General features: G+C 66.9%; 23 protein-coding genes and 1 tRNA gene. 7 read left to right on the top strand and 17 right to left on the bottom strand.

Annotated elements, in window-relative coordinates; translation table 11 throughout:
• Positions 1 to 46: 46 nt before the first annotated feature.
• The 8 genes from esaR to def all read right to left on the bottom strand — a co-directional run bounded on the left by esaR (position 47) and on the right by def (position 8,530).
• On the bottom strand, positions 47 to 748 hold the full coding sequence (gene esaR / locus BX604_RS07990; RefSeq protein ID WP_098550278.1) for a response regulator transcription factor EsaR: 702 nt from the start codon (positions 746 to 748) through the stop codon (positions 47 to 49).
• Complete coding sequence (esaS, locus tag BX604_RS07985) at positions 749 to 3,163, bottom strand: sensor histidine kinase EsaS (RefSeq protein WP_098550277.1); 2,415 nt, start codon at positions 3,161 to 3,163, stop codon at positions 749 to 751.
• The gene (locus tag BX604_RS07980; RefSeq protein ID WP_098550276.1) at positions 3,153 to 3,743 is read right to left on the bottom strand and encodes a DUF4390 domain-containing protein; all 591 of its coding nucleotides are present in this window, start codon (positions 3,741 to 3,743) and stop codon (positions 3,153 to 3,155) included. The genes esaS and BX604_RS07980 overlap by 11 nt, the downstream gene beginning before the upstream one ends.
• Positions 3,740 to 5,128, bottom strand: coding sequence for a 16S rRNA (cytosine(967)-C(5))-methyltransferase RsmB (rsmB, locus tag BX604_RS07975; RefSeq protein ID WP_098550275.1), 1,389 nt, complete (start codon positions 5,126 to 5,128; stop codon positions 3,740 to 3,742). Before rsmB ends, BX604_RS07980 begins: the two co-directional genes overlap by 4 nt.
• 176 nt (positions 5,129 to 5,304) lie before the next feature.
• Positions 5,305 to 6,162: a zinc metalloprotease HtpX gene (htpX, locus tag BX604_RS07970; RefSeq protein WP_098550274.1), complete on the bottom strand. Its 858-nt coding sequence runs from the start codon at positions 6,160 to 6,162 to the stop codon at positions 5,305 to 5,307.
• A gap of 99 nt (positions 6,163 to 6,261) precedes the next feature.
• Positions 6,262 to 6,900 carry a LysE family translocator gene (locus BX604_RS07965; RefSeq protein WP_098550273.1) on the bottom strand — a complete coding sequence of 213 codons (639 nt, stop codon included), beginning with the start codon at positions 6,898 to 6,900 and terminating at the stop codon, positions 6,262 to 6,264.
• A 110-nt stretch (positions 6,901 to 7,010) separates the two neighbouring features.
• Positions 7,011 to 7,994: a methionyl-tRNA formyltransferase gene (gene fmt / locus BX604_RS07960; RefSeq protein WP_098550272.1), complete on the bottom strand. Its 984-nt coding sequence runs from the start codon at positions 7,992 to 7,994 to the stop codon at positions 7,011 to 7,013.
• A gap of 32 nt (positions 7,995 to 8,026) precedes the next feature.
• On the bottom strand, positions 8,027 to 8,530 hold the full coding sequence (gene def, locus BX604_RS07955) for a peptide deformylase (RefSeq protein ID WP_098550271.1): 504 nt from the start codon (positions 8,528 to 8,530) through the stop codon (positions 8,027 to 8,029).
• A gap of 185 nt (positions 8,531 to 8,715) precedes the next feature.
• Here def and dprA point away from each other — a divergent pair, with 185 nt between their 5' ends.
• The 3 genes from dprA to BX604_RS07940 all read left to right on the top strand — a co-directional run bounded on the left by dprA (position 8,716) and on the right by BX604_RS07940 (position 13,255).
• On the top strand, positions 8,716 to 10,050 hold the full coding sequence (gene dprA, locus BX604_RS07950) for a DNA-processing protein DprA (protein WP_257146285.1): 1,335 nt from the start codon (positions 8,716 to 8,718) through the stop codon (positions 10,048 to 10,050).
• 35 nt (positions 10,051 to 10,085) lie between these two features.
• Positions 10,086 to 10,466 (top strand): thioredoxin family protein, encoded by a 381-nt coding sequence (locus BX604_RS07945; RefSeq protein ID WP_098550269.1) that lies wholly within the window; start codon positions 10,086 to 10,088, stop codon positions 10,464 to 10,466.
• Positions 10,467 to 10,657: 191 nt separating this feature from the next.
• A complete protein-coding gene (locus BX604_RS07940; RefSeq protein ID WP_098550268.1) occupies positions 10,658 to 13,255 on the top strand; it encodes a DNA topoisomerase III in 2,598 nt (865 codons plus the stop codon).
• A 129-nt stretch (positions 13,256 to 13,384) separates the two neighbouring features.
• Here BX604_RS07940 and BX604_RS07935 read toward each other — a convergent pair whose 3' ends face one another.
• Entirely contained in the window at positions 13,385 to 14,434 is a 1,050-nt protein-coding gene (locus BX604_RS07935) for a LysR family transcriptional regulator (RefSeq protein ID WP_098550267.1), read from the bottom strand.
• Positions 14,435 to 14,863: 429 nt separating this feature from the next.
• On the opposite strand from BX604_RS07935, the gene BX604_RS07925 reads away from it, so the two are divergent.
• The gene (locus BX604_RS07925) at positions 14,864 to 15,877 is read left to right on the top strand and encodes a D-2-hydroxyacid dehydrogenase family protein (protein WP_096508450.1); all 1,014 of its coding nucleotides are present in this window, start codon (positions 14,864 to 14,866) and stop codon (positions 15,875 to 15,877) included.
• 48 nt (positions 15,878 to 15,925) lie between these two features.
• Here the strand turns inward: BX604_RS07925 and BX604_RS07920 are convergent, their stop codons facing one another.
• Positions 15,926 to 16,792 carry a patatin-like phospholipase family protein gene (locus BX604_RS07920; RefSeq protein ID WP_098550265.1) on the bottom strand — a complete coding sequence of 289 codons (867 nt, stop codon included), beginning with the start codon at positions 16,790 to 16,792 and terminating at the stop codon, positions 15,926 to 15,928.
• Positions 16,793 to 16,800: 8 nt separating this feature from the next.
• A complete protein-coding gene (locus tag BX604_RS07915) occupies positions 16,801 to 17,205 on the bottom strand; it encodes a PaaI family thioesterase (RefSeq protein WP_096508449.1) in 405 nt (134 codons plus the stop codon).
• Positions 17,206 to 17,395: 190 nt separating this feature from the next.
• Here BX604_RS07915 and BX604_RS07910 point away from each other — a divergent pair.
• A tRNA-Lys gene (locus tag BX604_RS07910) sits at positions 17,396 to 17,471 on the top strand.
• A 338-nt stretch (positions 17,472 to 17,809) separates the two neighbouring features.
• Positions 17,810 to 18,712: a DUF3592 domain-containing protein gene (locus tag BX604_RS07905; protein WP_373562413.1), complete on the top strand. Its 903-nt coding sequence runs from the start codon at positions 17,810 to 17,812 to the stop codon at positions 18,710 to 18,712.
• 57 nt (positions 18,713 to 18,769) lie between these two features.
• Here BX604_RS07905 and BX604_RS07900 read toward each other — a convergent pair whose 3' ends face one another.
• Positions 18,770 to 19,384, bottom strand: a complete 615-nt coding sequence (locus tag BX604_RS07900; RefSeq protein WP_098550263.1) for a CGNR zinc finger domain-containing protein — start codon at positions 19,382 to 19,384, stop codon at positions 18,770 to 18,772.
• Positions 19,385 to 19,465: 81 nt separating this feature from the next.
• Between BX604_RS07900 and BX604_RS07895 the strand changes: the two genes are divergently transcribed.
• Complete coding sequence (locus BX604_RS07895) at positions 19,466 to 20,281, top strand: alpha/beta fold hydrolase (RefSeq protein ID WP_098550262.1); 816 nt, start codon at positions 19,466 to 19,468, stop codon at positions 20,279 to 20,281.
• A gap of 24 nt (positions 20,282 to 20,305) precedes the next feature.
• On the opposite strand, the gene BX604_RS07890 is transcribed toward BX604_RS07895, so the two are convergent.
• The 5 genes from BX604_RS07890 to phnA all read right to left on the bottom strand — a co-directional run bounded on the left by BX604_RS07890 (position 20,306) and on the right by phnA (position 25,452).
• Positions 20,306 to 21,064 carry an amino acid ABC transporter ATP-binding protein gene (locus BX604_RS07890; RefSeq protein ID WP_098550261.1) on the bottom strand — a complete coding sequence of 253 codons (759 nt, stop codon included), beginning with the start codon at positions 21,062 to 21,064 and terminating at the stop codon, positions 20,306 to 20,308.
• Positions 21,061 to 21,741 carry an amino acid ABC transporter permease gene (locus BX604_RS07885; protein ID WP_098550260.1) on the bottom strand — a complete coding sequence of 227 codons (681 nt, stop codon included), beginning with the start codon at positions 21,739 to 21,741 and terminating at the stop codon, positions 21,061 to 21,063. The genes BX604_RS07890 and BX604_RS07885 overlap by 4 nt, the downstream gene beginning before the upstream one ends.
• A gap of 14 nt (positions 21,742 to 21,755) precedes the next feature.
• Positions 21,756 to 22,538 carry an amino acid ABC transporter substrate-binding protein gene (locus BX604_RS07880; RefSeq protein ID WP_098550259.1) on the bottom strand — a complete coding sequence of 261 codons (783 nt, stop codon included), beginning with the start codon at positions 22,536 to 22,538 and terminating at the stop codon, positions 21,756 to 21,758.
• Between the two features lie 192 nt (positions 22,539 to 22,730).
• On the bottom strand, positions 22,731 to 24,185 hold the full coding sequence (phnY, locus tag BX604_RS07875; protein WP_098550258.1) for a phosphonoacetaldehyde dehydrogenase: 1,455 nt from the start codon (positions 24,183 to 24,185) through the stop codon (positions 22,731 to 22,733).
• A 28-nt stretch (positions 24,186 to 24,213) separates the two neighbouring features.
• On the bottom strand, positions 24,214 to 25,452 hold the full coding sequence (gene phnA / locus BX604_RS07870; RefSeq protein WP_098550257.1) for a phosphonoacetate hydrolase: 1,239 nt from the start codon (positions 25,450 to 25,452) through the stop codon (positions 24,214 to 24,216).
• Positions 25,453 to 25,456 lie beyond the last annotated feature (4 nt).

Here is a 25,456-nt window from a genome sequence, read left to right as displayed (position 1 = left end):
GTATATCCAGCCTGACTCACTTGTGCAAGTGTTTTGGCAAAATATTTTATACGGCGCCTTCCGACGGCTTCTTGCCGAGCTCGACGCCGAGCTGTTTGAGCTTGCGATACAGGTGCGTGCGCTCGAGGCCGGTCTTCTCCGCGACGCGCGTCATGCTGCCGTTCTCGCGCGCGAGGTGATACTCGAAGTACGCGCGCTCGAACGCGTCGCGTGCTTCGCGCAACGGGATGTCGAACGGAATCGCGGCCGTCTGGCCCGCAAGGCCGAGTGCCGCGACCATGTCGTCGCCGAGCGTCGGCAACGCCGCCGCGGACGCCACCGCTGCCGGGCCCGCAGCCTGGCCGGCGCCGGCCTTCAACGCCGCGTTGACGGACACGGGTGCCGCGCCGCGCGCGAGACCGTGCTCGACGGACTTCAGCAGCTTCTGCAGCGCGATCGGCTTCTCGAGGAAATCGAGTGCGCCGATCTTCGTCGCTTCGACGGCCGTGTCGATCGTCGCGTGCCCGGACATCATGATCACCGGCATCGTCAACAGGCCCTGTGCCGCCCATTCCTTGAGCAGCGTGACGCCGTCGGTATCGGGCATCCAGATATCGAGCAGCACGAGATCAGGCGCCTGATTCAGACGGTACTCCCGCGCGGCCTGCGCGTTCTCCGCCGCCTCGACGACATGCCCTTCATCGCTGAGGATCTCCGAGAGCAATTCCCGGATGCCCATTTCATCATCTACCACCAGGATGGTTGCCATTTACGCTGCCTTTGTCTGCACACTTGCTTTTGTCTTGGCCGGAGCCGCCCTGCCCTGCGCGCCCGGTTCGGCGCCTGGCGTATCGCTCGCCATCTGCAGGAACAGAATCGACACCTGCGCACCCTCGACGGTCTCGCCGTGCATGCGATTGCGCAGATCGATCCGCGCGCCGTGCTCATCGACGATTTTCTTGACCGTGGCCAACCCGAGCCCCGTGCCCTTCGCCTTCGTCGTGACGTAAGGCTCGAACGCGCGCGTCAGGATGCGTGCCGGAAAACCGGGCCCGTTGTCGGACACGGTAAGACGTACCGCGACGCGCGTTTTGCCCTCGGCGTCGGGATCGCCATATTCTACTGTCTTGGTTTCGATCAACACACGCGGATGCGCGACTTCCGCGACCGAATCCTGCGCGTTCTGCAGCAGGTTGTGAATCACCTGGCGCAGTTGCGTCGCGTCGCCGCGAATCACCGGTAGCGACGCCGCAAGCTCGGCGGTGATCGCGCTCTTGCCTTCGCCGACGCCATACAGTCCGAGCACCTCGCTCGCCAGTTCGTTCAACTGCAGGTTCGACAGCACCGCCGGCGGCGTGCGCGCGTACTCGCGGAAGTCGTCGACCATTCGCTTCATCGCGGCCACCTGGTTGACGATCATCGTCGCGCCGCGCTTGAGCACGTCCGCGTCGTGCGGCGCGAGCTTGTCGGACAGCTTCATCTGCAATCGCTCGGCCGACAGCTGGATCGGCGTCAGCGGGTTCTTGATCTCGTGCGCGAGCCTGCGCGCAACTTCGCCCCACGCGACCGAACGCTGCGCGGAAATCACGTCGGAGATGTCGTCGAACACGACGACGTAGCCGGACGTCTGCGGATCGTCGGCCTCGCCCTCGACCGTCGATACGAGCCGCGTGCCGCGCACGAGCAGCGTCAGCGGATCGGCTTCGCCGGGCACCTCGACCGCGAACTGCTGCTGCCAGTGACCGCGATCGCCGCTGCCGCCGTCGGATGCCGCCTCGCGATCGGCGAACGCCTTGCGCACCATCGCGCCGAATTCCGCCACGACGCCGATCCGGTCGAGCGCCGTGCCGATCATCGAGTTGAACGGCTGCCGGAAGATGCGCTCGGCGCCGCGGTTGGCCGTCGTCAGCCGGAACTGGCGATCGAGCACGAACACGCCGGCCGTCAGGTTCGCGAGGATGCTCTCGAGATACGTCTTCGAATGCTCGAGCGCGACCCGGTTCTTCTCGACCGCGAGCCGCGCCTCGGACAGCTGGCGCGTCATCGCGTTGAACGACTGCGTGAGGAAGCCGAGCTCGTCGCGCGTCTTGATTTCGCGCTTCGGCGTGTAGTCGCCTTCCGTGATCTCCTTGGTGCCCTGCGCGAGCAGGAACAGCGGCCGTGCGAGCTGCTGGCCGAGCGCGAGCGCGAGCATCATCGCGATGAAGGTCGCGAGGAACAGCGCGAGCGTCAGCGTGCCGATGTACATCTTGCGCAGCCCAGTGCGGCCGAGCGATTTCTCCTGGTACTCGCGATACGCGCGCTGCACCGCGTCCGCGTTATGCGCGAGCGTTGGCGGCACCGGTTGCGTGAGCTGCAGGAACCGCTCGGCCGGCTGCAGCAGCGACGTCGTCGCGTCGGGAATCGGCCGCACGACGCGCAGCCGCAACGCCCCCTTCGCGCCGTGCGCCTGCGGGTCGCCGTCGACTTCACCTTCGATCGCCGCGTACACGCCGTGTTCGCGCGCCTGGCTCAGCATCAGCGAGGTCGGCAGGTCGTCCGGAATCAGCGCGGCGAAATTGCCCGACGCCTGCGCGACGATGTGCAGGTCGGGCGCGGCGCCCGAGCCGCCGCGGCTCGGTTCGACGATGGTGGCGTCCTGCACGCCGAACTGGTCGCGCAAGCGCAGCAGCGTGAGCGTCGTGCCGTTCGTGTTCGCATCGACGCTCGCGAGCTGGTCGGTCATCAGCCGCGCCTTCGTCTGCAGGTCGGACAGCGACGCGTCGAGCATCCCGCGGCCGAGGTTCAGGCCGGCCGTCAGCGCGGTCTCGACGTTCACGTCGAACCACGACTCGATACTGCGCGACACGAACTGGTACGACACGATGTAGATGATCCCGCCCGGCACCACGCCGACGAGCGCGAAGAACACCGCGAGCTTCGCGAGCAGCCGCGTGCCGAACTTGCCCTTCCTCAGTCGCACGACGATCATCCCGATCAGCCCGAGCACCACCAGCAGGAACACGAGCGCGACGATGATGTTCATCGCGTACAGCCACGAGTAGTAGCGGTCGAAGAATTCGGTGTTCGCGCTCGCGGCCGCGAGCAGCACGAGCAGCAGCAGCGCGGTGATCGCGACGGTCGAGACGATCACGCGAATGAGGAGGCTCTTCCCGCTGGCCGCGCGGCGCACTTTATTTAGCACGTTCGGTCACCGTGAAGTTGAAGCGCTTCCAGTCCGACCCGAGCGTCCAGTCGCGGTTGTTCACCGCGTCGACCTGGAACGGTTTCGGCATCAGCGCGGTATCGAGCTGCATCCGCACCGACGCCGTGTAGGTTTCACCGGCACGCACCTGGTTGCGGTCGATCACGTGCCACGACGTGATGTGCCGGACGACCGCGAGCGCGTCCTTCAGCGACGGGAAACCGAGCTGCAGCCCGCCCGTCGACACGCGATATTCGCGCGTGAGCGGCTGGAACGACAGGCGGATCGTCTGCGATACCGACACCGGCTGCTCGTCGAACCAGTACCAGCGCGCGCGGCTCAGTTCGAAATCGGTCGTGAAGTAAACCGGGATGCCCCTGTTGACCGCATCCTCGAGGTTCGGATTCAGCTCGAAATCGAAGCGGGCATCGAGACTCCAGCCGCTCCCGTCGGCCTGCAGCGATGCGCGCTGCACGGCGATCGATTCGGCATGCGCCGGCCGAACGACAGTCAGGCACAACGCCAGCGCGACCATCAGGACGGCGGCAAGCCGAAGTGGAAAAAGGTGTTTGATCGTCACCGTTTCTGAAACCGCGCGTAGAAAAATCCGTCGTGATCGGTGTTCTGGTCGAGTGCGCCGGCCGCCCCGCCGCGCACGCCGCCCGGCAGCAGTTGGCCGGGCGCGTCCAATCGTACCGCATCTTCACAGGCCGCTTCAAACCAGCGCGCCTGCAATTCGCCTTCTTCGGGAAAGATCGAACAGGTCACGTAAAGTAGTTCGCCGCCCGGCTTCACGAGCGGCCACAGCGCCGACAGGATGCGACGCTGTTCCACGACGAGCGCCGCGATGTCGGCTTCGCGGCGCAGCCAGCGGATATCGGGATGGCGACGCACGATGCCGGACGCCGAGCACGGCACGTCGGCGAGGATGCGATCGAACGCGCGGCCGTCGTACCACGCTTGCGGCGCGCCCGCATCGCCGACGCGCACGTCCGCCGTGAGCGACAGCCGCGCGAGGTTCTCGCCGATGCGCGCCGCGCGCGTCGCATCGCTTTCCAGCGCGACGACCTCCGCGTTGGCCAGTTCGAGGATATGACCGGTCTTGCCGCCCGGTGCCGCGCACGCGTCGAGCACGCGCATGCCGTCGCGCGCACCGAGCCATTCGGCCGCGAGCTGCGCGCCGGCATCCTGCACCGACACGACACCGTCGGCGAACCCCGGAATGCGGTCGACCGGCAGCGCCGACGCGAGCCGCACCGCATGGCGGCCGATCGCGGTCGCTTCGATCCCGCTGGCGCGCAGCGTGTCGAGATACGCGTCGACGCTCGCGCGGCGTGCGTTCACGCGCAGCGTCAGCGGCCCCTGGCGCTCGCCGGCCTCGAGGATCGCCTGCCACGTGTCGGGCCATGCGCGCTTCACCGCATCGACCCACCAGGTCCGGTAATTCCAGCGCGCGACCGGATCGCCCTGCAGCGCCGCCACGAGCGCGTCGCGCTCGCGCAGGAAACGCCGCAGCACCGCGTTGACCAACCCCTTCGCGAATACGTATTCGCGTCGCCCGCCGATCACCGTCACGGCCTGGTCGACGATCGTGAACGGCGGATACGCCGCCGTGTCCTCCGGATCGAGCAGCAGCGCGAGCGCGCCGGCCAGCACCGCATGCACATGCGCGGGCGGCGCCTTGCTGACGAGCTTGCCGATCAGCCAGTCCGCACTGCCCAGACGACGCATCGTCCGGTACGCGACGTCCTGCGTCGCGCCGCGCGCCAGCGCCTGCGCGCCGGCCGGCATCTGCGCGAACACCGCGGCGAGCGCCGCCGGCAGCGCGGTGCCGCGCCGCACCGCATCGACTGCCTGCGCGGCCGCGTCGAGCGCGAAGCCCAGCGAATCGGGCGCGAGGTGCAGCGCGGACAGGCGCGCAGGGCGGCCGGCGGTAGACGGAGCGGAGGAACGGGTTCGTGTCATCGGAGCAAAATCGGCAAACGGGGCGCGACAGGCGGCGAGGCCACTATGGCCGCGTGGCCGCGCGATCCCAAACCGCGCATTGTATCGCGCGGCCCATGCGGCCCCTTTACGGTGCGCGCAAATGAAACGCCCCGCAGCGCGGGGCGTGCGGGGCGATGCGTGAAGTGCGACGCGGCTTAGTCGAAGCGGCCGGTGCGGGCCATCTCCATCAGGCGCGCGATGCGCTCCTCGGTGGCCGGGTGCGTGGAGAACAGGTTCTGCAGGCCGCCGCTGCGCAGCGGATTCATGATCATCATCTGCGCGGTGGACGGATGCGCTTCAGCCGCCTGGAACGGAATGCCGGCCGCATAGCGATGGATCTTGTCGAGCGCGGTGGCGAGCGACTGCGGGTCGCCGGAGATCTGCGCGCCGCCGCGATCGGCTTCGAATTCCCGCGCACGCGAGATCGCCATCTGGATCAGCGCGCCGGCGATCGGTGCGAGCAGCGCGACCGCGATCCCGGCGATCGGGTTGGCCGGCCGGCCGTTCTCGTCGCGACCGCCGAAGAACATCGCGAAGTTGGCCAGCGCCGAGATTGCGCCCGCCATCGTCGCCGTGATCGTGGAGATCAGGATGTCGCGATGCTTCACGTGCGCGAGTTCGTGCGCCATCACGCCGCGCATTTCGCGCTCGGACAGCACGCGCAGGATGCCCGTCGTCGCGGCGACCGCCGCGTGCTCGGGGTTGCGGCCCGTGGCAAATGCGTTCGGCGCATCTTCGTTGATCAGGTAGACGCGCGGCATCGGCAGGTTCGCACGCGTGGCCAACTCGCGCACCATCCGGTAGAACTGTGGCGCCGTGTTCTCGTCGACTTCCTGCGCGTTGTACATGCGCAGCACCATCTTGTCCGAGAACCAGTACGAGAAGAAATTCATGCCGAGCGCGAACAACAGCGCGATCGTCATGCCGCGCGAGCCGCCGATCATGCCGCCGATCACGATGAACAGGGCCGTGATCCCGGCCATCAGCATCGCCGTTTTGACCCAATTGAACATACCCACTCCTTATCCGTCAGGGGACCGCCGTCCATCAACAGGTACGGCGAGAAATTGTAAGCGATTTGTTAGATAAGGTCTTGCCGGAAAAATTCAATTTCAGCGTTGCGACGCCGCCAGTCGCAGGCCAAGGCCGACGAACGCACTGCCGACCGTGCGGTCGAGCCATTTCTTGACGCCCGGCTTGCCGGAAAAGCGCTGCGTGACGCTGCCGGCGACCCATGCGACGACGCTGGTCCAGATGGTGCTCATCACGACGAACACCGACCCGAGAGCCAGGAACGCCAGTGCCTTGTGCGGGCTGTCGGCCGACACGAACTGCGGGAAGAACGACACGAAGAACAGCACGACCTTCGGATTCAGCACGTTGGTCCAGAAACCCTGCATGAACAGCTGGCGCAACGGCTTTGCGGCCGTGGCCTGTGCATCGGCATTCGCCGGCGCGGCCGCCTGCTTCGTGACGAGCATGCGCACGCCGAGGTAGATCAGGTAGGCGGCACCGACCAGCTTGATCACCGTGAACGCGGCGGCCGACGCCGCGAGCAGCGCGGTCAGCCCGAATGCGCACGCGAGCGCATGCACGCAGCAACCGGCCGAGATGCCGAGCGCCGACATCAGCCCCGCGCCACGGCCCTGCGCCACGCTGCGGCCGACGATATACGCGGTATCCGGGCCGGGCGTGACGTTCAGCAGGAAAACCGCGAGCACGAAGAAGCCGAAATGGGTGATGCCAAGCATGAAAACCTCAAAACCGAAAAGCGCAGGGAAATTCTACGCGCGCCTGCCGCGCCGCGCGACTCGGCCATCCGGCCGATTGTGCGCGGCCGGTACACCGTGTCGAATGGCGCTCAGGCCGCGTCGGGCAACGTGAAGCGCTGGCCGGCAGCGAGCGGCGAGCCGGCCAGGAATTCGCGCGCGGGCAACCGCTTGCCGCCCGGCTTCTGCAGTTGCGTCACGCGCAGCGCGCCGCTGCCGCAGGCGACGATCACGCCTTCCGGCGCGGCTTCGACGATCGTGCCGGGCGCCGCGTCGCCGCGTGCGGCCACGGGCTCAGCCGCCCACAGCTTGATTGCCGCGCCGTCGAGCGTCGCGACGCCGCCCGGGAACGGATCGAACGCGCGCACCTGGCGCGCGAGCACGTCGGCCGGCTTGCGCCAGTCGAGCGCCGCTTCGTGCTTGCCGATCTTCTCCGCGTAAGTCACGCCGTCGGCCGGCTGCGGCGTGGCGGGCAACGCACCGTCACGCTCCAGCCGCACGAGCGCGTCGACGATCAGCCGCGCGCCGTCGGCAGCCAGCCGGTCGTGCAGCGTCGCGGTCGTATCGTCGGAGGCGATCGCAATGCGCGCTTCCTCGATCATCGCGCCGGTGTCGAGGCCGACATCCATCTGCATCAGCGTGACGCCCGTCTCGGCGTCGCCGGCCTCGATCGCCCGGTGGATCGGCGCGGCGCCGCGCCAGCGCGGCAGCAGCGACGCATGGATGTTGATGCAGCCGGCGCGCGGGATATCGAGCACTTCCTGCGGCAGCAGCAGCCCGTATGCAGCGACCACCATCACGTCGTGCGGAGTCGTGCGCAGCAGCCCGATCGCCTCGGCGGCTTCCTGCGGGTACTTGCCCGCGCGGCGCAGCGACGGCGGCTGCGCGACGGGCATCCCGTGCTCGACGGCATAGCGCTTCACCGCGCTCGCCTGCAGTTTCATCCCGCGCCCGGCAGGGCGATCGGGCTGGGTGAGCACGAGCGGCACCGGAAAACCGGCCTCGTGGATCGCGGCAAGTGCGGCCGCGGCGAATTCCGGCGTGCCGGCAAAAATCACGCGCAACGTATGGGTCATGACAGCGTTCGGGAGGGCTTGGCGAACACGCGTCACATCGCGCGTTCGAGTTTCTTCATCTTCGTCTTGATGCGGGTCTGCTTCAGCGGCGACAGGTATTCGACGAACACGCGCCCCATCAGGTGATCCATCTCGTGCTGCACGCACACGGCCAGCAGGCCCTCGCAGTCGAGCTCGAAGGTCTCGCCCTGCTCGTTGAGCGCACGCACGCGCACGTGGTCGGGACGCTCGACTTCGTCGTAGATGCCCGGCACCGACAGGCAGCCTTCTTCGTACACCTGCTTGGCGTCGCTCGACCAGACGATCTCGGGATTGATGAACGCGCGCAGCTCGTTCTTCTCCTCGGAGATGTCGATCACGATCACACGCTCGTGCACGTCGACCTGGGTGGCCGCCAGGCCGATGCCCGGCGCGGCGTACATGGTTTCGGCCATGTCGGCGACGAGCTTGCGGATCCGGTCGTCGACCTTGTCGACGGGCTTGGCGACCTTGTGCAGCCGCTTGTCGGGGTAATGAAGAATGTTCAGCAAAGCCATGGTGTTCGGTAATCGGTGGAGCGGCGTGCCGCATCGGCCATCCGGCCGGCTGGCGCCGCCGCCGGGATGCAATGAAGATGAGGCGAACGCGTGGCATATCCATGCCGCGGGTCAAGCCTCCTGCAATCGGCCGGACGCCTGCGCGCGCGGCCCTGTCGAGTATTTCGGATGATGAAAATTTTATCATGGCGCCACGCCGTTCGCTGGCCGTCGCATTCGAGGGGAACCTCATGTCGCCGCAAGCGCTGACCACTTCCGCGCTGCGCGCCTGGCTGCAACTCGCGCATGCGCCGGGCCTCGCGCCGCCCGTGCTGCAGATTCTGCTCGATGCATTCGGCACGCCCACGGCGCTGCTGCGTGCGTCCGACGACGCCATTGCCGCGGCGAGCAGCGCCGCCGCCGCGCAGGCGGTACGCGCAAGCGAACGGGACGACCTCGACGCACGCACCGCTGCCGCGCTCGCGTGGCTCGATGCGCCGGGCAACACGATCGTCGCGCTCAACGATCCCGCGTACCCGCCGCGGCTGCGCGACCTGCACGATCCGCCGCCGCTGCTATATGTAAAGGGCCGGCTCGACCTGCTGCACGCCCGCGGCGTTGCCGTGGTCGGCAGCCGCCACGCCACGCCGCAAGGGCTCGCCGACGCGACGTACTTCGCCCATGCGCTGTCCGATGCGGGGCTCCCAATCGTTTCCGGCCTCGCGCTCGGCATCGACGCGGCTGCGCATCGCGGCGGGCTCGACGGTCGCTCGGGCACGATCGCGGTGATTGCAACGGGCGCCGATCTCGTCTACCCGGCGCGGCACCGCGCACTCGCCCACGCCATCGCCGCACGCGGCACGATCGTGTCGGAATGGCCGCTCGGCACGCCCGCACGGGCGTCGCATTTCCCGCAGCGCAACCGGCTGATCGCCGCACTCGGGCTCGGCGTGCTCGTCGTCGAAGCCGCGCCGCGCTCCGGTTCGCTGATCACCGCGCGGCTCGCGAACGAGCTCGGCCGCGACGTGTTCGCGATGCCCGGCTCGATCCACGCGCCGCTCGCCCAGGGCTGCCATGCGCTGATCCGCGACGGCGCGAAGCTCACCGCGGCGCCGCTCGACGTGCTCGAGGAATACGGGCTGGGTGAGCCGACGGCTCAGGCTCACGCCGCCGACGGCACGACAGGCTCCGAGAATTCGGGCGCGATCGCGGGCGCCAGCGATGAATCCGGCACTGCCGGGCGGCGCGCGAGCGCACATCCGGCGCAAGCGGCGCCGGCCGATCCAGCGGCGAGCGCACCAATCGAAACCACACTGCCCGAGTCTCCGGCAGAGCGATCGGTACTCACCGCGCTCGGATACGGCCCCGTTACTTACGAATGGCTCGCCGAGCACACCGGCCTGCCCGACGACGTGCTGCACGGCGCGTTGCTCGCGCTCGAACTGGCCGCCCGCATCGCGAGCGTCCCCGGCGGGCGCTTCGCGCGGCTTGATGCGGCGCCCACCCCGCCTGCGTCCGGCGTGCTACATTCCCCGGCATAGGGGCGGCCCGCCGCCGACGATATCCAAGGAATTCCATGCCCGCGCTGAATCTCGACACCGACGCCGATCGGATCGCCGAGCGCCTCGCCGATCCCGACACGCTGCTGGTCGCCTGCCTGTGCGCCGACTGGTGCGGCACGTGCCGCGACTACCGGACGGCCTTCGACCAGCTCGCCGACGCCCATCCCGATGCCTGCTTCGCGTGGATCGACATCGAAACCCACGCCGACCAGCTCGATGATCTGGACGTCGAGAATTTCCCGACCATCCTGATCGAGGACGCCAACACCGCGCGCTTCTTCGGCACGGTGCTGCCGCACGCGGCAATCGTCGAGCGGATGCTGTCCGACCTGAGTGCGGTGCCCGGCACGCCGCACGCACCGAAATTGCGCAACGTCCTGAACGTCGAGGCGTGAATCGCGCACCGGCCGGGCGGCTTTTCGCGCCGTTGCGCGTGCCGCCGCGCCGGGCGCTTGCCGCCGTTGCAACCCCCCTCTATGATGGGCCGCTTTTTACACGCCGCGCCGCCGTCGCCGCCGCGTGTGCTATAAAGCCGTCGTAAAAGGGACCCACACCGGCGAACCCGGTCTACCAACACACACCTGTCATGTCCAAAGCACTGATCATTGCGGAAAAGCCTTCTGTCGCGAACGACATCGCGCGCGCTTTGGGCGGCTTTACCAAGCATGACGAATACTACGAAAGCGACGAATTCGTCCTTTCGTCCGCGGTCGGCCACCTGCTGGAAATTGCCGCCCCTGAAGAGTATGAGGTCAAGCGCGGGAAATGGAGTTTCGCTCATCTGCCCGTCATCCCCCCGCATTTCGACCTGAACCCGATCGCAAAAAGCGAATCGCGGCTGAAGGTCCTTACCAAGCTGATGAAGCGCAAGGACGTCGATCGCCTGATCAACGCATGTGACGCGGGGCGCGAGGGCGAGCTGATTTTCCGCCTGATCGCGCAGCACGCGAAGGCGAAGCAGCCGGTCCAGCGCCTGTGGCTGCAATCGATGACGCCGCAGGCGATCCGCGACGGTTTCGCGAACCTGCGCAGCGACACGGACATGCAGCCGCTCGCCGACGCCGCACGCTGCCGCTCGGAAGCCGACTGGCTCGTCGGGATCAACGGCACGCGCGCGATGACCGCGTTCAACAGCAAGGGCGGCGGCTTCTTCCTGACGACCGTCGGCCGCGTTCAGACGCCAACGCTGTCGATCGTCGTCGAACGTGAAGAGAAAATCCGCCGATTCATCCCGCGCGACTACTGGGAAGTCAAGGCCGAGTTCGCGTGCGCGGGCGGCTTCTACGAAGGCAAGTGGTACGACCCGAAATTCAAGCGAGACGAATTCGATCCGGAAAAGCGCGACTCCCGCCTGTGGAGCGTGCCGGCCGCCGAAACCATCGTCGCCGCCTGCCGTGACCAGGTCGGCACGGTGTCCGAGGAATCGAAGCCGTCGACGCAGCTATCGCCGCTGCTGTTCGACCTGACGAGTCTGCAACGCGAGGCGAACAGCCGCTTCGGCTTCTCCGCGAAGAACACGCTCGGCCTCGCGCAGGCGCTGTATGAAAAGCACAAGGTGCTGACCTACCCGCGTACCGACGCGCGCGCACTGCCGGAAGACTACATTTCGACGGTGCAGTCCACGCTCGAGATGCTCAAGGAGAGCAACAACTACCTGCCGCATGCGAAGCAGGTGCTCGACAAGGGCTGGGTGAAGCCGAACAAGCGGATCTTCGACAACTCGAAGATCAGCGACCACTTCGCAATCATCCCGACGCTGCAGGCGCCGAAGTCGCTGTCCGAGCCGGAGCAGAAGCTGTACGACATGGTCGTGAAGCGCTTCCTCGCGGTGTTCTTCCCGGCCGCCGAGTTCCGCGTCACGACGCGGATCACCGAAGTCGCCGGCCATCACTTCAAGACCGAAGGCAAGGTGCTCGTCGAGCCGGGCTGGCTGCAGGTGTACGGCCGCGACGCCGAAGGCGCGGACGCGAACCTCGTGCCGGTGCAGAAGGACGAGAAGGTCAAGACCGACGAGATCGCCGCCGTCGCGCTCGTGACGAAACCGCCCGCACGCTACTCGGAAGCGACACTGCTGTCCGCGATGGAAGGCGCGGGCAAGCTGGTCGAGGACGACGAGCTGCGTGAAGCGATGGCCGCGAAGGGTCTCGGCACGCCGGCCACGCGCGCGGCGATCATCGAAGGCCTGCTGGGCGAAAAATACCTCGTGCGAGAAGGCCGCGAGCTGATCCCGACCGCGAAGGCATTCCAGCTGATGACGCTGCTGCGCGGGCTCGGCGTGAAGGAACTGACCGCGCCCGAACTCACCGGCGAATGGGAATACAAGCTGTCGCAGATGGAACGCGGCAACCTCGGGCGCGACGCGTTCATGCAGGAAATCGCCCGCATGACGCAGCAGATCGTCAAGCGCGCGAAGGAATACGATTCCGACACGATCCCCGGCGATTACGCGACGCTCGAGACGCCGTGCCCGAACTGCGGCGGCCAGGTGAAGGAAAACTACCGCCGCTTCGCCTGCACGAAGTGCGAGTTCTCGATCTCGAAGATTCCGGGCAGCCGGCAGTTCGAGATCCCGGAAGTCGAGGAGTTGCTGCGGGAGAAGACCATCGGCCCGTTGTCCGGCTTCCGCAGCAAGATGGGCCGCCCGTTCTCGGCGATCCTGAAGCTCTCGTTCGACGACGAGACGAAGAACTACAAGCTCGAGTTCGACTTCGGCCAGGACCAGGGCGGCGAGGAAGGCGAAGCGCCCGACTTCTCCGCGCAGGAACCGGTCGGCGCGTGCCCGAAGTGCAAGGGCCGCGTGTTCGAGCATGGCATGAGCTATGTGTGCGAACACTCGGTCGCGAACCCGAAGACGTGCGACTTCCGCTCGGGCAAGGTGATCCTGCAGCAGGAAATCACGCGCGAGCAGATGGCCAAGCTGCTCGCCGACGGCCGCACGGATCTGCTGCCGGGCTTCAAGTCGTCGCGCACGGGCCGTAACTTCAAGGCATTCCTCGTGAAGCAGCCGGACGGCAAGATCGGCTTCGAGTTCGAGAAGAAGGAACCGAAGGCGGCAGCTGCGAAGAAGACGGCGAAATCGGCGACGAAGGATGCCGAAACCGTGACGGAAGGCGCAGAAGAGAAACCGGCACCGGCCCGCAAGACCGCCGCCCGCAAGACGACGGCGCGCAAGACGGGTTCGTAATGGCAACCTGATCGCCGGGACCTCCCCGGCGCATCGCACGCTGTCAGATGGCGTAAAAAAACGCGGATCGATCGCTCGATCCGCGTTTTTTCTTTGTACCGGCGGCAATCGCCGCCCGGCGACGCGCCGTTACAGCGGCGACGGCACCGCCGCGCGCGGACGCGACGCGCGCACGAGACGCGGCTGCAGGTTCGGGTCGGTCGATTCGGCCGGCTCGGCACGCATTTCCACGCCGATCGGCGCAGGCGCTGCGCCCTGCGATGCCCATTGTTCGCCCATCATCGCGTCGGTCGAGTGACTGAAATGCTCGACGAGGTGGTCAATGAACGTGCGGACCTTCGCGGGCAGGTGGCGCCGGCTCGGATACGCGATGTTGATCTCGACCTGCGGCAGCCGGAAATCCGGCAGCAGCCGCACCAGCGCGCCACGTGCGATGTCGCCGCCGATCAGGTAGCTCGGCAGGATCGCGACACCCATTCCGAGCAGCGCGCACTGGCGCAGCATCGCCGTGTTGTTCGCGACGATCACGTTGGTCGGCCGCACGCGCACTTCGCCGTCCGGCCCCGTGAACACGCGCTCGTCGCCCCAGTATTCGGTCGGCAGGCTCAGGGCCGGGTGCTCGGCGAGTTGCTCCGGATGCGTCGGCACGCCGTGCTTTTCCAGATAGCTTGGCGTCGCACACACGGTCATGCAGCCCGTGGTCAGCCGCCGCGTGACGATGCTCGCGCTGCGCATCTGGCGCGTGACGACGATGCCGACATCGAAACCTTCCTCGACGAGATCGACCTGGCGATCGACCAGCGTCAGATCCGGCACCACTTTCGGGAAATTCTCGGTGTACGACTGCAGGACGGGCGCGAGGTTATGCAGGCCGAATACGACCGGCACGACGATGCGCAACGTGCCGACCGGCTCGTGGTTGCGCGCGACGACCATCTGTTCGACGTCCTCGAGCTCATCGAGAATCTGGCGCGCCCGCTCCAGATAGACCTGGCCCGACTCCGTCAGCGAAAGGCTGCGTGTGGTGCGGTTCAGCAAACGCGTGCCGAGCCGGCCTTCCAGGTCGGCGACGTGACGCGTCGCAACCGCGTTCGAGATATCCATTGCACTCGCGGCCCGCGCGAAACTGCCGAGATCCGCAACCTTGACGAACACGCGCATCGACTGCAAATGATCCATAAACGACTCCTGCCGCTGTTACAACTTCAAAAAGTTGAAGCAAATGCGTAATTCTCCTACGACAGCGGAAAAGATGCAGAGTTGCCTAACGAGACCGTGAAACGAGATAAAAACAGTCAAAAATCCTCACCGATTCCGGATAATTGATCCAATTATTCTGATTGCAGCAACAATTGGGTGAACCTCATCGGGGAAGTGGTCGAATCAGGAAAGACGTGTTTGATGCGACACAGCAGCGCACCCCGCGGCATCGCGTGGAAGCTGCGCCGGATCAGGCTGGCGCCGATTGCGGCGGAGCGTAACAACCTGTTAAAAAGACACCACGGAGTACGCCGACGTAGCATCATGTCGGCCCCGGCCGGGCGGGACGGGTGCGCGACGTGCGCCGCCGCCACCGCTGCCGCTTTCAACGCGCGATTCCCGCTGACCATGAAAATTGCCATCCTCGACGACTACCAGGACGCCGTCCGCAAGCTGAACTGCTTCGAGATGCTTGCCGACCACGACGTGAAGGTCTTCAACAACACGGTGCGTGGCCTGGGGCAGCTCGCGAGCCGTCTGGCGGAAGTCGAGGCGCTCGTGCTGATCCGCGAACGCACGCCGATCACGTCGCAGCTGCTCGCGAAGCTGCCGAATCTGCGCATGATCAGCCAGACCGGCCGCGTGTCGAGCCACATCGACCTCGAAGCCTGTACCGACCGCGGCATCGCGGTGCTCGAAGGCACCGGCTCGCCGGTCGCGCCGGCCGAACTCACCTGGGCGCTCGTGATGGCCGCCCAGCGCCGCATTCCGCAATACGTCGCGAACCTCAAGCAGGGCGCATGGCAGCAGTCGGGCCTGAAAACGTCGGCGATGCCGCCGAACTTCGGCCTCGGCCAGGTGCTGCGCGGCCAGACGCTCGGCATCTGGGGCTACGGCAAGATCGGCCGGCTCGTCGCCGGCTACGGCAAGGCATTCGGGATGAACGTGCTGATCTGGGGCCGCGAGCATTCGCTCGAGGCCGCACGTGCCGACGGCTACACGGCCGCCGAAAGCCGCGAAGCGCTGTTTGAGCAGAGCGACGTGCTGTCGCTGCACCTGAGGATGCACGACGACACGCGCGGGATCGTCAAGCAGGAAGACCTGATGCGGATGAAGCCGACGTCGCTGCTCGTCAACACGAGCCGCGCGGAGCTGCTCGAGGAAAACGCGCTCGTCAACGCGCTGTCGCACAATCGTCCGGGGATGGTCGCGATCGACGTGTTCGAGAGCGAGCCGATCCTGCAGGGCTACAGCCTGCTGCGAATGGAAAACGTGATCTGCACGCCGCACATCGGCTACGTCGAGCGCGAAAGCTACGAGCTCTATTTCAGCGCGGCATTCAAGAACATCCTCGCGTTCGACCAGGGCGACATGTCCAGCGTCGCGAACCCGGAAGCGCTGACGCCGATCCGCAAGCGCTGATCCGCGCGGGCCGCGCACGTCGCGCGGCCCCGCCCTGCCGCTCCTTCTTCAGGCGGTCACGCGGCCGCCCGTCATCGCGTCGACGCGTGCAAGAAAATGCTCGCCGTCGCGCCGTCCGAGGTCGTACGCATGCCGCATCTGCGACGGACTCGTGTAATCCCAGCTCGAAATCGGCACCTTGCTCGACGGCTGCACGTACAGCCGTCGCTGGTCGCCGTGCGCGACCGTAAACATCTGCGGACGCGGATACAGCCGCGTGACCAGCACCAGCACATCGCCCGGCGACGGGTCGAGCGCGCCGACCGGCACATTGTCGACCATCCCGCCGTCGAGCACGGGCCGCCCGCCGCGGCGCAGCACCGGCGTGAACGGCGGTGTGCACGACGACTGCAGGATCAGGTCGGCGAGTTCGTCGACGGTGGCACAGGCCTGCGCGCGCACGAACTCGGGACGAAAGCCGAGCGTGCGGCCGAGCGTCGGGTGCAGCGTCTTGCGCACGTATTTTTCGATGTTGTACGCGACGAGGCCCGCCGCGACCGCGCTGCGCGCGCCGAGCCAGCGCGGCACGTGCGACACGCCGATGCGGATCTCCGGTGCGTCGGCGAGCTGCGGGAACGGCTCACCGTAGATGTCGAGCAGCGCCTGCCGGTAGATCCGGTAATGCGGAAACACGGGCTCGCGGCCGAACAGGTTGCCCCAGTACGCGTTCTTGCGGTTGTGGCGCAGCGCTTCCTCGTAATAGCGCATCACCCACGCGGCGTCGCGCGTGTACAGCATGCACGCCGTGGCCGCGCCGGCCGAGATGCCCGCGATCACGCGCGGGCGCAGCCCGAGCGCCGGCTGCGCGACGTCCCAGAAGCCGGCCTGCCACCAGCAGCGATTGCCGCCGCCCGCAAAGACGATCTGGTCGAACATCTCGCCGCTCAGCTGACGAGCGCGTAGGTCGACGTCGCGTGCACGGCCATCTTGCCGTCCTCGTCGAACAACTCGACTTCACCGAACACGAGGTTGCGGCCCATCCGCAGCACGCGCGCGGTGACGAGCACGTCGCCCTTGCGCACCGGACGCATGAAGTTGGTGTTCAGCGAAACGGTCGTCATCGGCCGGAACTCGCCGAGCGCGGCCGAGATCGCGACCACCATCGCCGTGTCGGCCGCGGCCGTAAACACCTGGCCACAGATGATGCCGCCCGAATGGCGGAATTCGCCGGAAAACGGCAGGCGCATCGTGACGGTGTCGTCGCCGATCGAGACGGGGACCAGACCGAGCGAGCGGACCCATGGGGCCAGCAGGCGATCCAGCAATTCGCGGACTGCGTTTTCGTCCATCTTCGGATGTCCAGAAAACGTTGCGCGACCGCCGCGCAACGCGTGTGGACGTCATCATACCGGGAGCGCGGAAACTGCGATCGCTCGTCATCGGACCGATAGCCGCCGTTGTCGTGACGAAATATTTTGGGAAATTTGCAGAAAGGGCTTGCAAGACCCGAAATGCTCGTGCATAATCTTTCTTCTGTTGGGGGCGTTAGCTCAGTTGGTAGAGCAGCGGACTCTTAATCCGTAGGTCGAGTGTTCGAGTCACTCACGCCCCACCAGGAATTTCAAAGCCCGGTTAGCGCAAGCTAACCGGGCTTTTTCCATTTCCGCTCGCCTCCGCCGCCAACTCGCCCCGCCTGCATCGCGGTATGCGACCGCACGCATCTTCCGCACCGTTTCCGCTAGAATCGTCCGACAAATATCACACGACCGGCACCGCGATCGCCGTATCGCTTGCCGGCACTGAGAGCGCATGGGACGTCAAACATGGAATCATGTGAACGAGGCCGGGCCATTCAACAGGCAGGGTCACGCCGGCATCGGCGCGCAAGTCGATGCGCGCACCCCATCCGAACGCATCCGGATCCGTCGCACCACGCGCGCAGCGAATCCGGTCATGCCGCGTAAGGACGCGCTCGTCGCGTTTGTGCTCGGCGTGGCGCTGCTCGCGCTCGCAGCCGCGCTCGCAGCCGCGCTCGCGGTCACGGCCAGCAGCACGGTCGGCCAGCTGGTTCGCACACCGGGCACGGTCGTGCGCATCGTGCAGGACAGCGACGCGATGCATGCGTACCGTCCGATCGTCGCCTACCTCGCGAACGACGGCCGGCGCCGCGAAATCGCCGGCAATACCGCGTCGAGCGTCCCGGCGTACGACATCGGCGAAAGCGTCGACGTCCTGCTCGACCCTGCCCATCCCGAGCGCCCCGCCCTGATCGACGATTTCGCGCAACGCTGGTTTCCGGCTGCCGTGCCCGCGCTGCTCGCCGTCGTGTCGCTCTCGATCGGCTGCCTGCTGTACGTGAACGAGCGCCGCAACCGGCGATCCGACGCACCGCCGCGCCGCGCGGCCGGCAAACCGGTGCGGCGCCGCTGGAACATCGCGGTCGTGCTGATCCCGATCGCGATCGGCACCGGCTTCCTGGCCGGCGCAGGCGCCGCGGGCCTGCGCCAGTGGCAGATCGCCCATCGTTATGCCCATTCGATCGGCCACGTCGTCGAGGTCGCCGGCACCGCACGCTCGTCGCTCCATTCGGCGATCGTCGCGTTCACCACCGACAGCGGCCGCCCGATCACGTTCACGCAAGGCCCGGCATCATCGCCCTGGAGCCTGCATGAAGGCGACGCGGTCAACGTGCTGTACGACCCCGTCACGCCGGAGCGTGCGGTCGTCGACCAGTTCTGGGATCGCTGGCGCGTCGCGGGAATCCTGTTCGCGATCGGTGCGCCGCTCTTCATTGCCGGGCTGTTCGTCGCCGCGCGGCTGTGGCCCGAGCATCGGCTGCACGAAGTCGCCGAATGACGCATCCGGGGCCGGCCGGTCAAACCGCCTGGCCCCGAGCGCACCGCGGCTCCCGTTTCACCGCTCCCTGAACGCCTCCACCTTCGCGCGGTTCCCGCACGTGCGCATGTCGCACCACCGTCGTCCGACGCCACGGCCGCGATCGACGAAGAACCACGTACAGCGGCCACACTGCCGAATGCGCGCGAAATCGTCGCTGCGCAGCAGATGCTCGAACCCGAGCGCGGCCGCGTCGACCCAGCGCGACGCGGCACGCGCATCGGGCCGCCACGCGAAGCGGCCATCGACCGCGTCGAATGTGCTGCGTCCGATCGCATCGCGAATCGCCTCGGCAAGACGGTGCGCCGCCCGCGCGCCGGCACTGCCGCCGTCGCCGGTCGTCAGATGCGCGAGCGCGGCATAGGCGTCGTCGCGAAAACCGTGCAGCGCGGCGAGCTCGTCCCCGCCATCCTGCCGGGGATGACGCAGAAACCGCGTCAGGTCAGCCTCCGCCAGCAAGCTCGACTTCCCGGCCCACACGCGCACGGCCGGCCAGTCGACGAACTTGTCGTCATCGCGTGTCTTGCCCGTGTCGGCCACCGTATTCAGGAAATCGAGCGCCGGATGGCCGCCGACGAAATCGGCCGCGCTCCATTCGTGCGCCTGTCGCGCGGGATCGTGTCGAGTAACCATTTATTTTCACCTATCGGTTTCGCATCCAGTCGAACCGGCGTAACCTGTTAACAACCAAAACAGGTTAGCACGGAGACGCCGATGCTCGAACTTCCGAACCGCTTCAATTTCGACGGCCACCGGGTCGCATGGGGAACGCTCGGTGAAGGGCCGCCGCTGGTGCTCGTGCACGGCACGCCGTTTTCGTCGCAGGTGTGGCGACGCATCGCCCCGTGGCTCGCGCGGCGCCATCGCGTGTTCTTCTACGATTTGCTCGGCTACGGCCAGTCGGACATGCCGGACGCGGACGTATCGCTCGGCCGGCAGAACGTGCTGTTCGGCGCGATGCTCGACGAATGGAACATCGTGCGCCCGCGCGTGCTCGCACACGACTACGGCGGGGCGACCGTGCTGCGGGCGCATTTCCTCGACGGCATTGCGTATTCCGACCTGACGCTCGTGAACCCGGTCGCGATCGCACCGCAAGGCTCGCCGTTCGTGCAGCACGTCGCGCAGCATGAAGCCGCGTTCGCCGGCTTGCCGGCCTATGCGCATCACGCGCTCGTGTCGGCCTATATCGGCAATGCGGTCGCGCGGCCGTTGAGCGACGACGTGCTGTCGATCTACCGTTCGCCGTGGCTCACGCCCGCCGGCCAATCCGCGTTCTATCGGCAGATCGCGCAGATGCGCCAGCGCTACGTCGAGGAAGCCGAAGCCCGTTACGCGCTGCCGGACTTTCCGGTACGCATCGTGTGGGGCGAGGACGACGGATGGATTCCGCTCGAACAGGGGCAGGCACTCGCCGATCGCATCGCAGGCGGCAAGCTGATCCGCGTGCCGCGCGCGGGGCACCTCGTTCAGGAGGATGCGCCGGAAGCGATCGTCGCGGCGGTGCTCGACGGGCACGAGCGCGGTTGATCGCCGGCGCTGCCGCGCAGCACGTCAGAGGGCCGGCACGCCTTGCGCGAGCGTCGCGACGAACTTCGCGGTGCGCGGATCGCGCGGCCGGCCGAACAGCTCGCGCGACGCACCGGCTTCGACTACGCGGCCATCCGCGAGAAACACCGCATCGTGCGCGACCGACGCAGCCAGACGCAGATCGTGCGTGGCCATCAGCATCGTCGTGCCCTCGCGCGCGAGCTGGCGCAGCACCTCGACGACCTCGACGGACAGCTCGGGATCGAGCGCCGACGTCGGCTCGTCGCACAGCAGCACCTGCGGCGACGGTGCGAGCGCACGCGCGATCGCGACGCGCTGCTGCTGCCCGCCCGACAACGTAGCGGGCCACGCGTCGGCCTTGTCCGCGATGCCGACCTTGTCGAGCAACGCAAGCGCGCGCTCGCGCGCCTGCTCACGCGGCCAGCGCTGCACGGTCACGAGCCCTTCCATCACGTTCTGCACGACGCTCAGGTGCGGAAACAGCTGGAAGTTCTGGAACACCATGCCGGTTTGCCGACGCACCGCGAACACCGCGTCGCGCGACGGCCGGTGCCCCGCTGCGAACGCGATGCGCGCGTCGCCGACCGTGAGCGCGCCCGTCTCGGGCACTTCGAGCAGGTTCACGCAGCGCAGCAGCGTGCTCTTGCCGCTGCCGGACGGCCCGATCAACGCCGTCACGCTGCCGGGTTGCAATGCGAGGTCGATCGCACTCAGCACGCGATGCGCGCCGAACGACTTGTCGATACGTTCGAGACGAATCATCGCAACTCCGCATGGAACAGCGCGTGACGACCGAAACGGAGTTCGAGGCGACGTTGCAGCGTGGAGAGCACCGAGCTGAACAGCAGATAGATCAGCGCGGCTTCGGTGTAGAGGATCAGCGGCTCGTAGGTCACGGCCGCGATGCGCTGCGCCGCCTGGAAGATCTCCGGCACGGTCAGCACGGCCGCAAGCGACGTGTCCTTCACGAGCGAGATAAACGAATTCGACAGCGCGGGCAGCGCGACGCGCGCGGCCTGCGGCAGGATCGCGCGGCGCAGCGCCTGCGCGCGCGTCATCGCCATCGAATACGCGGCTTCCCACTGCCCCTTCGGGATCGATTCGATCACGCCGCGAATCACCTCGGCGTTGTACGCACCGACGTTCAGCGAGAAGCCGATCACGGCGGCAGTCAACGGATCGAGCACGATCCCGATGTTCGGCAATCCGTAGAAGATCACGAACAACTGCACGAGCAGCGGCGAACCACGAAACAGCCAGATGTAGAAGCGCACGCCGGCCTGCGCCCAGCGCGGCCCGAACAGGCGCGCGAGCGCTGCGCCGAACGCGAGCAGCAGGCCGATCGCGAACGACGCGAGCGTGAGCGGAACCGTGAACACGAGCCCTGCCACGAGCAGGGGCCGCAGCGATTCCGCCATCAGGTGCAGCCAGGGCGGCATCGTTCAGCCTCGCATCACGGCTGCGACACGTCGCGGCCGAAATACTTCTGCGAGATCTTCGCATAGGTGCCGTCGGCCTTGATGCCGGCGAGCGCCTTGTCGATCGCGGCCACCAGCGCGGGGCTGCCCTTGCGCAGCAGCACGCCCGACGCATCGCCGGCGCCGGTCGTGTCGGTCGCCGCAATCTTCAGTTTCGCGTCGGGTTTGTGCTTGCGGAAATCGAGGTACGACAGCGAGTCGTTGATGGTCGCGTCGACGCGCCCCGAGCTCAGCAAATCGATCGATTCGTTGAAGCCCTGCACGGGTACCACGTCCGCGCCGTGCGCGGCCGCGAGCTTGCCGAAATTGCTCGTCAGCGTGTTCGCGGATTTCTTGCCCTTCAGGTCGTCGAACGAGCGGATCGACGTGTTGTCGGCGCGCACGATCAGCACCGCGTGCGACGTGATGTACGGCGTCGAGAAATCGTATTTCGCCTTGCGCGCATCGGTGATCGACACTTCGTTGACGACCGCGTCGTAGCGGTTCACGTCGAGGCCCGCGATCAGCCCGTCCCACTTGCCTTCGACGAATTCGGGCTTCACGCCGAGCCGCTGCGCGATCGCGGTCGCGATGTCGACGTCGAAGCCGGTCAGCTTGCCCGTCGCGTCGTGATACGTGAACGGCGCATATGTGCCTTCGGTGCCGACCCGGAACACGCCGGCCGACTTGATCTGCGACAGGTCGTCGGCAGCGAGCGCACTCGTGGCCGCGACAGCCTGCAGCATCGCGACGACCAGGATGGAGCGGAGGATTTTCATGATGCGGACCCCGAATGATTGAAGGGAGTGATCCCGCCGGCGCATGGGCGTCGTTCGAGAGGTCCGCGAATTCTACCGACGGGTCGAAGCCCGGCAAAAACGCAAATCGGCTAACGATATGAGCCGATCGAATAACGCCCGCACCGGCCGTACAGCCGATGCGGGCGCGCATGTCGACACATTACGTGCGACTTACCACGGCAGCGAATAGGTCTTCGTATTCGTGAAGCTCTTCATCGCTTCCTGCACGCCTTCCTTGTAGCCGAGCCCCGAATCCTTCACGCCGCCAAACGGCGTCAGTTCGAGCCGGTAGCCCGGCACTTCGCGCACGTTCACGCTGCCGACTTCGAGCTCCGTGATGAAGCGCGTGATGCTGTCGAAACGGTTCGTGCAGACCGACGACGACAACGCATAGTCGGTGCTGTTCGACATCCGGATCGCCTCGTCGATGTCGCGAAAGCGCATGATCGGCGACACGGGCCCGAACGTCTCGTACTTCACGAGCGGCATGTCGGGCGTCACGCAATCGACGACCGTCGGCGAATACAGCGCGCCGTCACGCACGTTGCCGACCAGCAACCGCGCGCCGCGCGCAATCGCATCGTTCACCTGCTGCTCGCAGAACTTCGCGGCCGTTTCGTCGATCACCGTGCCCATGTCGACCGACGGATCGGCCGGGTTGCCGTACGCCCACGCGCGGGTCTTCTCGACCACCAGCTCGGTGAAGCGATCGGCCACCGCCTCGTGCACGAGCATCCGCTTGATCGCGGTGCAGCGCTGCCCGGAGTTCTTGTACGAGCCCGATACCGCAAGCGTGCTCGCCTCGTCGAGGTCGGCGTCTTCCATCACGATGATCGGATCGTTGCCGCCGAGCTCGAGCACCGCGCGCCGGTAGCCCATCCGCGACGCGATCGACTTGCCGATCGACACGCCGCCGGTGAACGTGATCAGGTCGATCGCCGGGTTCGTGATCAGCTCGTCCGCGATTTCCTTCGGGTCGCCGGTCAGCACCTGCAGCATCTGCGGCGGCAGGCCCGCTTCGTACAGGATGTCCGCGAACAGGTAGCACGACAGCGGCACCTTCTCCGACGGCTTCACGACGATCCGGTTGTTGGTCGCAACCGACGGCACGACCTTGTGCGCGACCTGGTTCATCGGGTGGTTGAACGGCGTGATCGCGGAAATCACGCCGAGCAGCGGCTCGCGCTGCGTGTACACGCGACGCTTCTTGCCGTGCGGCGTCAGATCGCACGAGAAGATCTGCCCGTCGTCCTTCAGCACTTCGCCCGCGCCGAACGTGAGCACGTCGGCGACGCGCCCCGCTTCATACGTCGAATCCTTGATGCACAGCCCGGCTTCGGCCGTGATCAGCTCCGCGATCTCGGCGGTGCGCGCACGCACGATGTCGGCCGCGCGGCGCAGGATCGCCGCGCGCTCGTGGCGCGTGAGCGACGGCCGGTACGCACGGGCGACCGCGAAGGCGCGCCGCACGTCGTCGAGCGTCGCCTTCGGCACGGTGCCGACGAGCGAGCCGTCGTACGGGTTTCGTACCTCGATCACCGCGTCGCGGTAGATCCGTTCACCATCGATTCGCAGTGCTTCACGATGAAGCTCGCGGACATCCGTCGATGCTGCAATGGCGTTCATGAGTGTCTCCCTGGCGGATACGTGCGTATCACTGCAGATGGTTGAGCGCGATGTCGATGATGTCGAAGTTGCGCAGCCGCGCGCGGCCCGAGATGTCGGTCGCGACCGGCTTGCTGAAGATCAGCGGCACGATCTGCTCGGAGATCCCGCCGTGCGAGCGCAGCGGCACGTCGAGGCCCGACAGGTCGTGCTTGATGCGGCGCGTGCCGAGCACGACGTCCTGCTTCGAGATCACGATCAGGTCGCCCATCCGCGCCGGCGGCAGCTCGAAGCGCGCGCAACCTTCGGCGCCCGTCAGCACGACCTCGATGCCGTCCACCGCGGCGAGTCGCGCGCGCAGCGCGTCGGCATCGGCGGAATCCGGCACGTAGACGGTCGCGAACGAGCCGAGCGCGCCGTGGTGCACGACGTACGGATCGGTGATCGGCAGGATCACGCGCGCCGCATCGTGGCCGAGCCACTCGTCGAACAGCTCCTGCAGGTAGATGACGTTCGGTTCGCCGGTCTCGCCGTCGTGCTTCGCGTTCATCCCGTGGTCGGCCGTGATCGCGACGATCGCGCCGAGTTCGTCGAGCCGCTTCAGGTACTTGTCCATCATCTGGTAGAACGCGTTCGCGCCGTCCGTGCCGGGCGCGCACTTGTGCTGCACGTAGTCGGTGGTCGACAGGTACATCAGGTCGATCGGACGCGTCTCGAGCAGGCGCACGCCGGCCGCGAACACGAACTCCGACAGGTCCGCGCTGTACACGCTCGGCACCGGCTTGCCGACCAGTTCGAGCACGTTGTCGATGCCGTTTTCCGCGATGCTCGCCTCGTCGGCCTTTTCCGACGAGAAGCAGATGCCCTTGAGCCCCTTGCCGAGCAGGCGTCGCAGCTTGTCCTTCGCGGTGACGACCGCGACGCGCGCGCCCTGTTCGGCGAAGGTCGCGAGCACGGTGGGCGCGACGAGGTACTTCGGATCGTTCATCAGCACCTCGGCGCCGGTGTCGCGATCGTAGAAGTAGTTGCCGCTTATCCCGTGGATCGCCGGCGGCACGCCGGTAACAATCGACAGGTTGTTCGGGTTCGTGAAGCTCGGCACCACGCACTCGCCCTTGAGCGCCGTGCCCGGCTTCAGCAGCGTGCGCAGGAACGGCGCGACGCCGGCCTCGGCCGCCATCTCGAGATATTCATAGGCGCAGCCGTCGACGCAGACGACCACCACGGGCCGGCTCATCCAGTTGTAGCGGCGGCCGTTCACTTCCACGGATACAGGCGTTTCAGTCATGACG

The sequence above is a fragment of the Burkholderia sp. JKS000303 genome, from assembly GCF_002563755.1.
In the GTDB taxonomy this organism is placed as follows: Bacteria; Pseudomonadota; Gammaproteobacteria; order Burkholderiales; family Burkholderiaceae; genus Burkholderia; species Burkholderia anthina_B.
The sequence above is the reverse complement of the archived record's forward strand: the minus strand, read 5'-3'. Positions and strand labels throughout refer to the sequence as shown.